Origin of the sequence: Pseudomonas sp. UBA6753 (genome assembly GCF_002453565.1) — a bacterium.
GTDB lineage: Bacteria > Pseudomonadota > Gammaproteobacteria > Pseudomonadales > Pseudomonadaceae > Aquipseudomonas > Aquipseudomonas putida_Z.
Genome location: NZ_DKHD01000022.1, coordinates 1 through 14,336 on the forward strand (window position 1 = coordinate 1; position 14,336 = coordinate 14,336).

A 14,336-nucleotide genomic window follows, 5' to 3' on the forward strand; every position below is an offset into this window, starting at 1 on the left:
AGTCAACGCTGCCCTGGGTCTTGCCGGCTTCGACGGTGATGGTCTGTCCGTTGGACAGGGTCACGGGCTCCGGCGACTGGGCCGGATTGCTCAGGGTCACGGTGTAGGTGATGACGCCACCTTCGGTCACCGACGGATTCGCCGTCAGGGTCGCGGTGGTGGCGTCGACCGAGTCGTTGATGGTGGTCTGAGCTGGGGTCGTATTCGGCACCAACTGCTCGAAGTTGCCACCGGTCGCACTGGTAATCGTGGCGCTGACAGTTGAACCGTTGTTGTAGACGTCGTTAGCCGGAGTCTGGAAGTCGACGCTGCCCTGGGTCTTGCCGGCTTCGACGGTAATGGTCTGGCCGTTGGACAGGGTTACGGTCACCGGGGTCTGCGCCAGATTGCTCAGGGTCACGGTGTAGGTGATGACGCCACCTTCGGTCACCGACGGGCTCGCCGTCAGGGTCGCGGTGGTNNAGTCGTTGATGGTGGTCTGAGCTGGAGTCGGATTCGGCACCAACTGCTCGAAGTTGCCGCCGGTGGCGCCCTCGATGGTGACGCTGACGGTAGAGCCGTTGTTGTAGACGTCGTTGGCCGGGGTCTGGAAGTCAACGCTGCCCTGGGTCTTGCCGGCTTCGATGGTAATGGTCTGGCCGTTGGACAGGGTCACGGTCACCGGGGTCTGCGCTGGGTTGCTCAGGGTCACGGTGTAGGTGATGACGCCACCTTCAGTCACGCTTGGCGAAGCGGTCAGGGTCGCGGTGGTAGTGTCGATGGTATCGGTAACCTGGGTAACCGCCGGCGTTTGCGGCACGGTCACCGTCAGCCCACCGCCCCCGGTGGTGCTCGTTACGGTCGCCGAAATCTGGTCCCCGTCGATATACGGGGTATCGTTTGCCGGAACCACGACGTTGACGCTGCCCGAGGTCTGCCCGGCCGGAATGACGATTACGGCCCCGTTGGAAAGGGTGACCACCAGGTTGGTGCTCGGTGCCTGGCCAACCGTAGCGGTATAAACGATTACGCCACCCGCTTCGCTGATGGACGGGGTAGCGACAAGAACCAGGTCGGTAGCAACGCTGGTATCCGTCGTCGGCGTAGTTACCTGGTTGTTGCTGGTGGTATCCAGCACGCCAACCTCTTCGCCATCGAGCACGGCAGCAAAGCCCAGCCCGTCAGTCGGGAAGCCGACGGTAGGGTCGACCCGGCCCGCGGTTTCTTCGAGCATGACAAAGCTGTGGCCACCGCCCAGTGCGCCACCACCGCCCGCCGACGATGGGCCAGCCGCAGTCGCTTCAAGCTCGGTAGTCGGGTCGACACCGGCAGCGATCGCCTGTTGCAGCTCTTCCACCGACGGCGCGGCCTGCGCGGTAGCCTGACTCAGGTCGGTGCTGCTGTCCGGCGCGTCAGCGCTCCACTGGCTGTCTCGACCCAGGTCGAGCAGACGGCCATCGGCCAGCTCCAAAGTAACTGCACCACCCGGGCCGGTGAGCACTTCCTCACCGGCCAGCAGGCGGTCCCCTTCGATCAGAACACGCCGAATGCCCTCTGGGGATACCGCAATAACCTGGCCGACAATACTTTTGACGATGGCTACAACGCTGCTCATTGGACTCTCCGTGTGACCCGATGGGTACTTCCCTGCCAGAGCGGCACTCGCAGACCACTTCAGGCGGAACTATGTCGATGATCTCTTGACGCTTATTGGCGTCAATATCCCGTCTATAACTTTTTGGAATTGACCAAATGCCAAACTATTGACCTTATAGATTGCCATCCTAAACAATCAGCAATGTAATGTCACATTGATATTCGAATCTTAACCATGCGTTTCTTGAGGACAAGTGTCGTACATCATCCAAAGCGTCTTCAGTGAGTACTTTCAGCAGCTTTCCTCCTGCCTAGGTAACCGCAAAGAATGCGGCAGGACAACCGCTCATCGGTAGCTGTCAAAGATTCAAGCGTCAATAACCAAGTCACTTTTCGCTCGCTCGGATCATTGCTTGGTTACAAGCACAAACCTTGCCTGAAGGCAGCCAGATAGTGATCGGGAAGCCGGGCAAAAACGCGGCCATACGATAGCTCACGGCGCCAGCAGCCCGCCCTGCTGCACAATCCGGCACCCGATTTGCCGTAGATCAAAGAGATAGCGAACCACTGCGCAAATACTGCCAGCCCGAAAATGAGAAAACGTAGTCGATTGTCGAGCCAAAGCCTGTCAGCGACCTGATTTCCAATAATAAATTTTGCCTAATTAGTTACTGAATGACGTCAACAAATAAGCGCCTGTTTATTGACAAGCTACAAGTCGATACCGACAACTCCTCTGCCGCCAGACGAATGGCAGGCTATGCTGCAAATTAATTCGGGCTGGATGCTGACTGGATCAAAAATGAAACATCCACCACTCAGCATCGTCTGCCAGGAATGAAGACCGTAGAATTGTTTACTCAATACCGATTCAAGGCGACCATTGGCCGGTTGCCCAAGCGCCAGGGTGCCGTAGCCTCATGACCACTGCCTGGCAGCGCCACTGAACGCCTGAGCGGCGGCACACCCACCCCACCCACCACAAGGATGAAGAGCCGCGTGGAATCCGAAGTCAGTCGAGTCCAACTCAGCCACGATCCACGCAGTCAGCATGACGATCCCCTGCTGGATAGTCTGTTGAGCCTGTGTGTTCTGCACCAGAAACCGGCCAGCCGGGTCATGCTGACCACCGGCCTGCCGCTGCCGGCCCAGCGCCTGAGCCCCGAGCTGCTGCCCCGCGCTGCTGCCAGGGCCGGCCTGCAGGGGCGACTGCTGCAGCGTAAGCTGGAGCAGATCCCGAGCATCGCAATGCCAGCCATGTTGCTGCTCAAGGAAGGCCGCAGCGCCGTGCTGCTGGGCTGGGAAAACGAAGACACCGCGCGCCTGCTGCTCAGCGAGAGCGATGGCGGCGAGGTGCATGTCAGCCGCGAAGCCCTGCAAAGCGATTACAGTGGCCGGGTATTCTTCGCCCAGCCGCAGCACAAGTTCGACGTCAACCACGGCAACCTCATCCCGCGGGCGAAGTCGTGGTTCCGCGATACCTTGCTGCGCAGCAAGTGGCTATATATCGACGCCATCGCCGCCAGCCTGGTGATCAACCTGATCGCCCTGGCCGCGCCACTGTTCGTGATGAACGTATATGACCGGGTGGTGCCCAACCAGGCCACCTCGACCCTCTGGGTGTTGGCCATCGGCATCGCCGGTGCCTACATCTTCGACCTGATCCTCAAGGGCCTGCGCGGCTTGTGCCTGGACCTGGCTGGCAAGAAGACCGACCTGATCATTTCGGCAACGCTGTTCGAACGTATCGTCGGCATGTCGATGAAGTACCGCCCGGCCAGGGTCGGCAGCTTTGCCCAGAACATTCACGAATTCCAGGGCCTGCGTGACTTCCTTGCCTCGCTGACCCTGACCAGCCTGATCGACCTGCCGTTCACCGTCCTGATCCTGATCGTCATCGCCATCATTGGCGGGCACTTGGTGTGGATCCCGATCATCGCCTTCCCGCTGGCCCTGGGCATCGGTTACGCCCTGCAACGGCCACTGATGGCAACCATGGAACGGACCATGGCCCTGGCCTCGGAGCGCCAGTCCAGCCTGATCGAGACCCTTGCCGGCCTGGATGCGGTAAAGGTCAATAACGCCGAAAGCGAACGCCAGTACATGTGGGAGCAAACCCTAGGTACCCTCAGCCGCCTGGAACTGCGGGTGAAAGTGCTGTCGAGCCTGGCGATGAACATCACCCTGCTGATCCAGCAACTGGCAGGCGTGGCGATGATCTGCGTCGGCGTGTACCTGATCATCGACGGCAACCTGAGCATGGGCGGCCTGGTGGCCTGCTACATGCTCAGCGGCCGTGCCCTCGGCCCGCTGGGCCAGCTCAACGGCCTGCTCGCCCGCTACCAGCAAGCCAAGGTGACCATGGTCTCCACCGACCACATGATGGAACTGCCGCAAGAACGCAACTTCGAAGAACGCCCGCTGAGCCGCAAGGTGCTGCAGGGCAGCGTCGAGTTCCGGGGGGTCGATTTCACCTACCCGAACCAACAGAATCAGGCCTTGAAGAACATCAACCTCACCATCCGCCCCGGCGAGAAGGTGGGCATTATCGGCCGCAGTGGCTCGGGCAAGAGCTCGCTGGCCAAGCTCATCGTCGGCCTGTACGAGGCCGATAGCGGCTCGCTGCTGGTCGATGGCGTGGACATTCGCCAGATCGACGTCAGCGAACTGCGCCACAACATCGGCTACGTGCCCCAGGACATCCAGCTGCTGGCCGGTACCCTGCGCGATAACCTGGTCAGCGGGGCTCGCTACATCGAGGATGAGTTGATTCTGCAAGCTGCCGAACTGGCAGGTGTGCATGAGTTCGCCCGGTTGCACCCGGACGGCTACGAGTTGCAGGTGGGTGAACGCGGGCAGAACCTGTCCGGTGGCCAGCGACAGAACGTCGCCCTGGGCCGCGCGCTGTTGCTCAACCCGCAGATCCTGCTGCTGGACGAACCGACCAGCGCCATGGACAACACCGGCGAAGAACGCCTCAAGCAGCGCCTGCAGGCGGTGGTGGAAGGCAAGACGATGCTGCTGGTCACACACCGTGCCTCGCTGCTGTCGCTAGTGGACCGGCTGATCGTGATCGATCGCGGGCAGATTGTCGCCGACGGCCCGAAAGCCGCGGTCATGGATGCACTGAAGAAGGGGCAGATCAGTGTTGCATAAGCTGGATGTGGGGCAATTCAAGGACGGCCTGCGGCGCTATTTCAAGGGTTCCGATTCACTGGGCGGCCAGCCGCTGCCAGAGGTCAACAAGGCCCTGATCGAAGATGCGCCGCGGGTCGTGCGGCTGACCATCTGGGGCGTGATCCTGTTCTTCGTGTTCCTGATCGTGTGGGCCAGCGTCGCGCCCATCGACGAAGTTACGCGGGGTGAAGGCAAGGCCATTCCGTCGTCCAAGGTGCAGAAGATCCAGAACCTGGAGGGCGGCATCGTCGCCGAGATCTTCGCCAAGGAAGGGCAGATCGTCGAAGTGGGCCAGCCATTGCTGCGCCTGGATGAAACCCGCTTCGCCTCCAACGTGGGTGAAACCGAGGCCGACCGCCTGGCCATGGCCTTGCGCGTCGAGCGCCTGAGTGCCGAGGTCGAGGACAGCCCGCTGAAGATCGACGAAGCGCTGCGCAAGGCCGCGCCAAGCCAGGCGGCCAGTGAAGAGTCGTTGTACCAGAGCCGGCGCCAGCAACTGCAGGACGAGATTGGTGGCCTGCAACAGCAGCTGGTACAGCGCCAGCAGGAACTGCGCGAATACAGCTCGAAACGTGCCCAGTACGCCAACAGCCTGCAGTTGTTGCGCAAGGAGATCAGCATGTCCGAGCCCCTGGTGGCCACCGGTGCGATCTCCCAGGTTGAGGTGCTGCGCCTGCGCCGCGCCGAAGTGGAGAACCGCGGTCAGCTGGACTCCACGGCGCTGGCCATCCCGCGTGCCGAGGCGGCCATTCGCGAGGTGCAAAGCAAGATCGAAGAGACCCGTGGCAAATTCCGCAGCGAAGCGCTGACCCAATTGAACGAAGCGCGCACCGAGCTGAACAAGGCCACGGCGACCAGCAAGGCGCTGGATGATCGCGTGCACCGCACCATGGTTACTTCGCCGGTACGCGGTATCGTCAAGCAGCTGCTGGTAAATACCATTGGCGGGGTGATCCAGCCGGGCAGCGACATCATAGAAATCGTGCCGCTGGACGACTCACTGGTCATCGAGGCGAAGATCCTACCCAAGGACATCGCCTTCCTGCACCCTGGGCAGGAGGCGACGGTCAAGTTCACGGCCTATGACTACACCATCTACGGTGGGCTGAAGGCCAAGCTGGAGCAGATCGGTGCCGACACCATCACCGATGAAGACAAGAAGACCACCTACTACCTGATCAAGCTGCGCACCGACCGCAGCCACCTGGGCACTGACGAGAAGCCGCTGCTGATCATTCCGGGGATGGTGGCGACGGTCGATATCATGACCGGCAAGAAGACAATCATGAGCTACCTGCTTAAGCCGATCATGAAGGCGCGTTCGGAAGCGTTGCGCGAGCGTTGAAAAGCACACGCCGCGACCCACACTGTGGGAGCGGCCTTGTGTCGCGAAAGGGCCGCAACGCGGCCCCAGGCAGTAGCACTGCAATCACCGGGGGCTGCTGCGCAGCCCTTTCGCGACGCAAGGCCGCTCCCACATGTACAGCGTCAGGCTCCGGAAAGCTGATCAACCGGCTAACACGAAAACCGGTCAGCGCCAGGGGGCAGGCTCACCAACCAACTGCCCCTGAATCCCGCCTACACCCATCTCCCGCAACACCAACCGCTCACCTTCCGTCTCGACCCGCTCGGCAATCAGCGGCAGGTCGATGCTGTGTGCGGCGCGCTGGACCGCTTCTATGAACAGCCGCTTGTGCTGCTCTTGATCAATGTTGCGGATGTAGCTGCCATCGATCTTCAGGTACGCCAGGCCCAGGTGCGCCAGGTTGCCGATCATGCTGAAACGCCCACCAAAGCGTTGCAGCGCCAGGCCGAAGCCAAGCGCGTGCAGGCGCCGGGTGAGTTGCTCCAGGGCCGCCTGCTCAGGTAACTGCTCCTCGCCAATTTCGAAAACCAGCCGCGGGCCGAGCGCCGTGTTCTGGCCCAGAAGCTCGAAAACACGCTGAAGGGCCTTGGGGTCGGCCAGGGTGGCGGCGGACAGGTTCAGTGCCAACACCTGGTCATGCCCTCGAAGGTGCGCCAGCACCTTCTCCAACACCAGCACATCAAGCCGCGGCATCCAGCCGAAGCGCTCCAGCCAGGGCAGGAAACGGCCGGCCGGCAGCGCCTCGCCCTGGCCATCCTGCAAACGCGAAATCACTTTGTGGTGCAGTACCCGTTGCGCAGAAGCGCAATCCACCACTGGCTGGAAGAACAGTTCGAAATGCCCATTGTCGAACGCCTGGTCCAGCCGCTCGTGCCAGACATGCTGGCTATCCGCGGCAACTGCAGCCACGCCTTGTTCAAGGCATACCCAACCCGGTGTTGGCTGGTTCTCGGCGCGGGCCAGGGCCTCGTCGGCAAGCTTCAGCAATGCCTGCGGTGAATCACCGGGGCTGAACGGCGCCAGGCCGATACAAGCCACCGGGTCGATATCACTGGCGCCCGTTTCGTGCAGGCTGTGCAGCGTCGCTTCCAGGGCCTGGGCAAGCTGTACCGCCTCTTCATGCACCATACCCGGCGCCAGCACGGCGAACTCGCCCCCACGGCTGCGGGAAATCAGGTCGTTGGTTTCCGGGTAGCTGGCACAGGTGCGACGCAGCTGCTCACCCACGGCCTGTAGCAACTGGTCGGTACGCTGGCCGCCAAGACGGGCGTTCAACCCCGCCAGGCCCTGGACCCGCAGCAACAGCAGGTAGCCGGCGCGCGCTTCTTCCAGATTGCTCACCCGCGTGTTCAGCTGCATCTCGAAATAACGGCGGTTGGACAGCCCAGTCAGGCTGTCCTGATAGGACTCGGCACGCAGCCGCTCACTGCGCTCGGCTTGCTCGGTAAACAGTGCCTTGAGCTTCTCGACCATCTGGTTCATCGCCTGTACTACCCGGCGCAGCTCCGGCGTGCGCGGCAACTCGGGCAGGCTGAGGAATTCGCGGCGGGCAATGGCGTGGGACTGCTCGACCATGTAGTCCAGCGGCCGCAACTGGCGACGCAGGAGCAAGGCGCCGAGCACCGCACTGGCCGCGCCGCACAGCAGCAGCCAACCCAGGCTGCCCAGGGCGCTCTGCCAGAGTTTGGCAATGGCGAACATCGGGTGGCTGATTACTTCAACGCGTGCGGCCTGCTGCCAGCCGCGGCTGACGATGGCATCGCCACCGGCGGCTTCCAGGCCGATCAGGTGCACGAACCAGCGCGGCACACCGCCGGGGTCCGGCTCGGCGTGGCGCTCCACCAGCACAGCATTGGAACCCAGGTCGACAACCTTGATGCTTGAGTAGTAACCACTGTCGAAGATCGAACTGACCATCAGCTCGACCATCGCCGGGTCATCGATATTCGGCGTCAGCGACAGCGCCAGCGCGGTCGCCGCATCCTGGGCGTGCGAGCGCAACTGGTTGACGTACTGGCTGCGCGAGCTTTCCAGGCTGACCATGAAACTGCCACTGAAGGCGACCACCAGGAACAGGCAAATGGCCAACAGCAATTGTTTGAACAGTGACATCTGTGCTCCTTCAGTAGACCGGCTCGGCCGGGAACCCTTCGGCCTGCATTTTCTTCAGCAAATCCTGCCAGCGTGACAACCGCTTGGTATCGCCGACCTTCTTGTTGCCTGCGGCGCCCGTCAGCCACAAGCCCTCACCATTGAAGGCGTACACCGGCAGCAGGTCGGTACGCTGGCTGGCCGGCTTGATGGCATCCATCAGGCTGTCGAGCACCAATGGTTGTGCCTGTGGGCTTGAATAATAGGTCAGGACCATGTGCGCCCGGTTCTGCCGCAGCGCCTTGACGTAGGTGATGCGCAGCTTTTCGCTGGGGATGCCCATGCGCCGCAGACTGAAATACTTGGCGATGGCGTAGTCCTCGCAGTCCCCTGCGCCCTTGATCAGCGCCTGCACCGGCGTGGCCCAATAATCGACCTCATGCCACAGGTCGATATCCTCGACATAGCGCAATTGCTGGTTGAAGAAGCGGTTGACCACCTGCAATCGCTCAAGCTCCGTACCCTGCTTCTGCGTGGCCATCAGGTTCTGCCAGGCATCGATCCGGCCCTGCCCGGCACCCAAAGGGCCATAAAGGGCCTGCGACTTGCGGCTGATCTGGGAAAAGTCCCAATCCGCGTGCAAGCCGCCCAGCAGCAGGCTGCCAAGCAGCACAGCAAGGCCGACACGTTGCACAACAGTTTTGAGCATCCAGGATATCGCCACTGCGAAGCCCTGTTCAGGCCAGTCGAAAGCAGCGATGGTGCGGCTTGCCACGGCAAAAGACAATGGCACCCTGCAATCATGCACCCGCCGGTCACCCGACCTACACTTTCTGGTTATAACCTTCCATAGGCCGCTTCCTTTGGCTGGCGACTTCATCCACCATAGCCGCGCTTTTGGGGCGCCGGTTCCATTACCGGTAAAGGTTTGACACCCCCAAGAGCTGTTACTAGTGTCATTGGATCCAACTTTAGTCATCGTTGAGGCAGACGTCGCGTGGCCGAGAAAATCAAATTGAGCAATGTGCTGGCCAGCGAGCAGCTGTTGCCGCACCAGGCCCGTGGCGTGATCGAAGAACGCCTGCGCAGTGCCATTCTTGATGGCCGCTTGCCCCCAGGTACTGCCGTAAGACAACAAGAGCTCGCCACCTTGTTCGGTGTCAGCCGCATGCCCGTGCGCGAGGCCCTGCGCCAGCTAGAGGCGCAATCGCTGCTGAAAGTGGAAATGCACAAGGGTGCGGTGGTTGCGTCGTTGATCGGCGAGGACGCGGTGGACACCTATGCCCTGCGCGTGCTGCTCGAGACCGAGGCGCTGCGCCAGTCCATTCCGCTGCTCGATGCCAGCGACATCGCCAGCGCCCGCGGGTATATCCAGCAACTGGAAAACGAAACCCGTCACGCTGAAATCGGCCGTCTCAATCGCCTGTTCCACATGTCGTTGTACAACAAGGCGCCGAACAAGAAGCTTCTGCGCCTGATCGAGGACGAACTGAATGAGGAAGAGCGCTTCCTGCGGTTTCATCTTTCGTCCATGGGCCTGGGCAAGCTCACCCAGGACGATCACAACGCACTGGCGGATGCGGCTGGCGACAAGCTGGTGGACGAAGCGGTAGCGGTGCTGGAACGGCATCTGAATAACGCATCGCGGGTAATCCGCAAGTATCTGGATACGCAACTGGGGCGCTAGCGGGTAGTGACTGCGCGCATGGTGCAGTCGGCTGGGTTGCAAATTGATCGGCTCCCGCCAACAATGAGACTAATTATCATTCATGTCCATTGATGGCAGCGCCCTCACCCATGCCCAGCAACGATTCCGTGCAAACGCTCTACAGTGACCACCACGGCTGGTTGCATGCCTGGCTACGCAGCAAGCTGGGCAACGCCGCCGATGCCGCAGACCTGGCCCAGGACACCTTCGTGCGCCTGTTGCAGCGTCGCGAACACCTGCAACTGAATACTCCCCGGGCCTTCCTGCGGACGGTCGCGCGCGGGCTGGTGATCGACCACTGGCGGCGCGAGGAACTGCACAGGGCCTATCTCGAGGCATTGGCACAGTTGCCGGAAGCACAGGCCCCCTCGGCCGAAACGCGTGAGCTGCTGCTGGAGTTGCTGGAGCGCATCGCGCGCATGCTCGACGGCCTCAAGCCCAAAGTACGCCGCGCATTCCTGCTGGCCCAATGCGAGGGGCTGAAGCACCAGGCCATCGCCGACCAGATGGGCATCTCGGTACGTACCGTGGAGCGCTACATCGCCGACGCGCTCTACCATTGCTACCTGCTGCGCTACAGCGACGAGTGCTGACATGATGACCGCCGCACAGCCTGGCGCAACAGCGGTCAAGCAGGCCATCCAGTGGATGCTGAGGCTGCGCGAGAGCGGGCATGACCCTGCCCTGCAGCAACAGTGCAGGCAATGGCGCACTGCCCGCCACGAACACGAACAGGCCTGGCAACGGGTGATTCACCTGCATCAGGACCTCGACCTGCGTGCCGTCCCTGGCGCCGGGCTGGCTTTGCAGACCCTGGAGACCAGCCAGCGCCGGCTGCACCGTCGGCAGGCGCTGAAGCTGCTTGGTGGCGTTGCCATGGTGGGGACGGCGGCATGGCTGGGAAAAGACCTCGATGCGGTCAACGCCTGGACATCGGACTACGCCACCGGCACGGGCGAACGACGCAGCTTTGCGCTTCCCGATGGCTCGCTGATGCAACTCAATACCCGCAGTGCCGTCGACCTGGCCTTCAATGACCAGCAGCGCCTGGTCCGCCTGAAGCAGGGGGAACTGATGATTGCCTGCAGCCGGCAGCGTCCCTTGCTTGTACAAACTCGTGACGCGTTGCTGGAAGGGTTCGAAGGGCGCTTTGTGGCGCGCCAGGACAGCGACTGCACGCAGGTCAATGTCAGCCAAGGCAGGGTAGCGATACACCGGCCTGGCATTGGCCCGCTGCAATGGATCGAAAGCGGCCAGAACTGGCGCCTGGATGCGCAGGGTACACACCGGCTCGAGCAGGTGGACATGGATGCAATGGCCTGGACCGAGGGCCTGATCGTCACCCGGGACATGCGCCTGTTCGACTTCCTCTCGCAGGTCAGCCGTTATCGCCATGGCTATCTGGGCTGCAGCGACGATATTGCCGATTTGCGCTTGTCGGGTGTATTCCGCCTCGAAGACCCGGAGCAACTGCTGCAACTGCTGCCACGGACGCTGCCCGTGCGGCTTCGTCAACGTACACCCTGGTGGGTTCGCGTGGAGGGGCTGGCCTGAACTGACGGGGGCTATTGCGTTCAGGGCTGCTATGCAGCCCATCGCCGGCGAGCCAGCTCCCACAGGGATCGCATAAGGCCTGAGGGCTATGCAATACCTGTGGGTGCTCGCTTGCCGGCGATGGGGCGCGTAGCGGCCCCAATAACTTTTTTGACGGGTTTTGAATGCCGGTCCGGCTAGGACAGTAAGCGACACCTCCTGCCCTCACACTTCAACGGACCCCTCATGCCTACCGCCCACGTGCACACGCGCACCTTCAACGCGAATGATTTTCGACCTGTCTTGCACTCAGCACCTTTGCGCAAAGCAGTCCGGGCTGCCCTGTTTGGCACCGCCTTGGGCCTGACAGCCTTCACGCAACCGTCCATAGCAGCTGAAACGGCCCAGGTGAGCCACCACTATGCGATCCCGGCCGGCCAGTTGAATGACGTGCTCAACCAGTTCGCCCGCCAGGCTGGCATCACCTTGTCGAGCACACCCCAGCTCACCCAAGGCTTGCAGTCGAACGGACTGCAGGGGCAATACTCAACCGATCAGGCACTGCACCAGTTGCTCAATGGCAGCGGCCTGGAAGCCGTCAGCCAGGACGGCCGCAGCTACGTGCTGCAGGCACAACCCCAAAGCGCTGCATTGTCATTGCCAGACACCGATATCCGTAGCTTCACCCTCGGCAATGCACTGGGCAGCATGGAGGGTTACAACGCTACCCATAGCCAAGTGGCGACCAAGACCAGCATGCCACTGGTAGAGACATCGCAATCGGTCTCGGTGGTTACCCGACAGCAGATGGACGACCAAGGCTCACAAACCGTTGCCCAAGCCATGCGCTACACACCTGGGGTACTGACCAACCCCTACGGGGCGACCCATCGTTATGACTATGTGGCCATGCGTGGCTTCAACGACGGCTCGGTGGACAACATCTACGTCGACGGGCTCAAGTCGATGGGAGACAACGGCACCTACAGCACCATGCAGGTGGATCCGTACTTCCTGGAGCGCATCGATATTCTCAAGGGACCGTCTTCGGTACTGTATGGCCGTAGCTCGCCAGGAGGCCTGGTCGCGCTGACCACCAAGAAGCCGCTGTTTACCCCCTACCATCAAGTCCAGGCCACCATCGGTACCCAAGGCCAGCGTGGCATGGGTTTCGACTTCAGCGGCCCCGTGGATGACGACAAGCGTATCGCTTATCGCCTGACAGGCCTGGCGGATGCTTCCGACACGCAGTTCGACCACAACAAGGAAGAACGCTACGCCATCGCGCCGGCCGTCAGCATCGACTTCAGCGAAGACACTTCGCTGACCCTGCAGGCCTACCTGCAACACGACCCCAACGGCGGCTATCACGGCGGTAACCCCGCAGATGGCATGCTGCACAAACGCAACGGCTTGCGCCTGTCGGACCACTTCTTCGAGGGCGAGCCGGGTATCGACAACTATGAGCGTACCCAACAGTCCTTCAGCTACCAGTTCGAGCATCGTTTCAACGATGTGTTCACGGCACGCCAGAACTTCCGCTATCAGGATTCCGACGTGTCGATGGACCAGGTGTATTCCGCCGGTTGGGCGGATGCCGACAGCAATATCCTCAACCGCGCCTATACCGGCGGCGACGAACGCCTGCATTCGTACATCATCGACAACATGCTGCAGGCGGAATTCTTCACCGGGGCCGCCAAACACACCTTGCTGCTGGGCACCGACTACCAGCGACGCAAGGCCGACGTGGCCTGGCGTTATGGCACAGTCGATCCGCTGGATGCAGGCAACCCGCAGTACGGCAACGGCAACCTTCAGGTGCTGGGCGAGAACCGCTACCAGCGGCGCTTGCAGCAAACGGGCGTTTACCTGCAGGACCTGGTGGAGCTGAACCAATGGCGCTTCTCGTTGGGGCTGCGCCAGGACTGGGTGAAGGTGTCCGAGGAGAATCGCGACAGCAACACCAAGGTCAGTGACCAGCGCTCCAGGTTCACTACCCGCGCAGGTGTGCTCTACCTGTTCGAAAACGGTATTGCGCCCTATGTCAGCTACTCGGAGTCGTTCAACCCCAATACCGTATCGGACCAGCAAGGCCGCCCTCTAGCACCGACCGAGGGCACTCAATGGGAGGCTGGTATCAAGTATCAGCCGCCAGGTAGCGACAACCTGTTCACCGCATCGGTGTTCCGCATCGAGCAGGAGAACCTGGCCTCGAAGCAGCCTGACGAGGACTTCTATCGCCCTGTAGGGCAAGTGCGCTCACAAGGGCTGGAGCTGGAGGCCCATGTGCAACTGACCGACAGCTTGAAGCTGCTGGGCGGCTATACCTTTACCGATATCGAGTACGCAAAGTCGATGCCCAGCCTGGTGTCTGGCAACCTGGATAACAAGGGCAATTCGCCAACCCAGGCACCGAAACAGATGTTCTCGCTTTGGGCTGATTACAACTTCCACCAAGGGGCGCTGGATGGCCTGCGCTTAGGCGGTGGGGTGCGGTATGTGGGGTACAGCTGGGTGGATGCGGAAAACAGCATGAAGGTGCCCTCCTATACCCTGTTCGACGCCTCGATCGGCTATGACCTGGGCAAGGTCGGCCTCCGGGGGATGGATGTACGCCTGAACGCCAATAACCTCACCAATGAAAGCTACATCACCTCGTGTGCAAGCCTGAACTACTGCTACATGGGTGAAGAGCACAATGTCAGTGCCACGGTCAGCTATCAGTTCTGACTCTATGGTGGTCGCTGCGCGTCCGATCGCGACACAAGGCCGCTCCTACACGGGAAGCGCGCTCGCCTGAAAGTGCGCCCCCCCGGAAAAGACAAAGCCCCTGTCTGCATCGCAGACAGGGGCTTTGGATTTGAATCTTGACGATGACCTACT

9 protein-coding genes are annotated in these 14,336 nt (G+C 61.5%); 6 read left to right on the forward strand and 3 right to left on the reverse strand.

Translation table 11 applies throughout. The features are described 5' to 3' along the window. On the reverse strand, positions 1–1,594 hold a 1,594-nt coding region (locus B2790_RS08380; protein ID WP_286918610.1), incomplete at its 3' end, for a retention module-containing protein. 980 nt (positions 1,595–2,574) lie between these two features. Between B2790_RS08380 and B2790_RS08385 the strand changes: the two genes are divergently transcribed. Continuing rightward, the gene (locus B2790_RS08385; RefSeq protein ID WP_025337258.1) at positions 2,575–4,731 is read left to right on the forward strand and encodes a type I secretion system permease/ATPase; all 2,157 of its coding nucleotides are present in this window, start codon (positions 2,575–2,577) and stop codon (positions 4,729–4,731) included. Further along, complete coding sequence (locus B2790_RS08390) at positions 4,721–6,097, forward strand: HlyD family type I secretion periplasmic adaptor subunit (protein WP_038407794.1); 1,377 nt, start codon at positions 4,721–4,723, stop codon at positions 6,095–6,097. Before B2790_RS08385 ends, B2790_RS08390 begins: the two co-directional genes overlap by 11 nt. 186 nt (positions 6,098–6,283) lie before the next feature. Here B2790_RS08390 and lapD read toward each other — a convergent pair whose 3' ends face one another. Both lapD and lapG read right to left on the reverse strand, forming a co-directional pair. Beyond that, positions 6,284–8,230 carry a cyclic di-GMP receptor LapD gene (lapD, locus tag B2790_RS08395; protein ID WP_286918611.1) on the reverse strand — a complete coding sequence of 649 codons (1,947 nt, stop codon included), beginning with the start codon at positions 8,228–8,230 and terminating at the stop codon, positions 6,284–6,286. A gap of 10 nt (positions 8,231–8,240) precedes the next feature. Beyond that, positions 8,241–9,002, reverse strand: coding sequence for a cysteine protease LapG (gene lapG, locus B2790_RS08400; RefSeq protein WP_170929341.1), 762 nt, complete (start codon positions 9,000–9,002; stop codon positions 8,241–8,243). 204 nt (positions 9,003–9,206) lie between these two features. Between lapG and B2790_RS08405 the strand changes: the two genes are divergently transcribed. The 4 genes from B2790_RS08405 to B2790_RS08420 all read left to right on the forward strand — a co-directional run bounded on the left by B2790_RS08405 (position 9,207) and on the right by B2790_RS08420 (position 14,183). Next, the gene (locus B2790_RS08405) at positions 9,207–9,896 is read left to right on the forward strand and encodes a GntR family transcriptional regulator (RefSeq protein WP_286918612.1); all 690 of its coding nucleotides are present in this window, start codon (positions 9,207–9,209) and stop codon (positions 9,894–9,896) included. Between the two features lie 110 nt (positions 9,897–10,006). Further along, entirely contained in the window at positions 10,007–10,510 is a 504-nt protein-coding gene (locus B2790_RS08410) for a sigma-70 family RNA polymerase sigma factor (protein WP_025337253.1), read from the forward strand. A gap of 4 nt (positions 10,511–10,514) precedes the next feature. Next, positions 10,515–11,471, forward strand: a complete 957-nt coding sequence (locus B2790_RS08415; protein WP_286918614.1) for a FecR domain-containing protein — start codon at positions 10,515–10,517, stop codon at positions 11,469–11,471. Positions 11,472–11,768: 297 nt separating this feature from the next. Beyond that, positions 11,769–14,183, forward strand: a complete 2,415-nt coding sequence (locus tag B2790_RS08420; RefSeq protein WP_286918613.1) for a TonB-dependent siderophore receptor — start codon at positions 11,769–11,771, stop codon at positions 14,181–14,183. Positions 14,184–14,336: the final 153 nt, after the last annotated feature.

What these genes read in the sequence shown, in the direction of transcription:
- B2790_RS08415 (WP_286918614.1), top strand. Translation starts at nt 10,515, where the DNA reads ATGACCGCCGCACAGCCTGGCGCAACAGCGGTCAAGCAGGCCATCCAG.
- B2790_RS08410 (WP_025337253.1), top strand. Translation starts at nt 10,007, where the DNA reads ATGCCCAGCAACGATTCCGTGCAAACGCTCTACAGTGACCACCACGGC.
- lapD (WP_286918611.1), bottom strand. Translation starts at nt 8,230, where the DNA reads ATGTCACTGTTCAAACAATTGCTGTTGGCCATTTGCCTGTTCCTGGTG.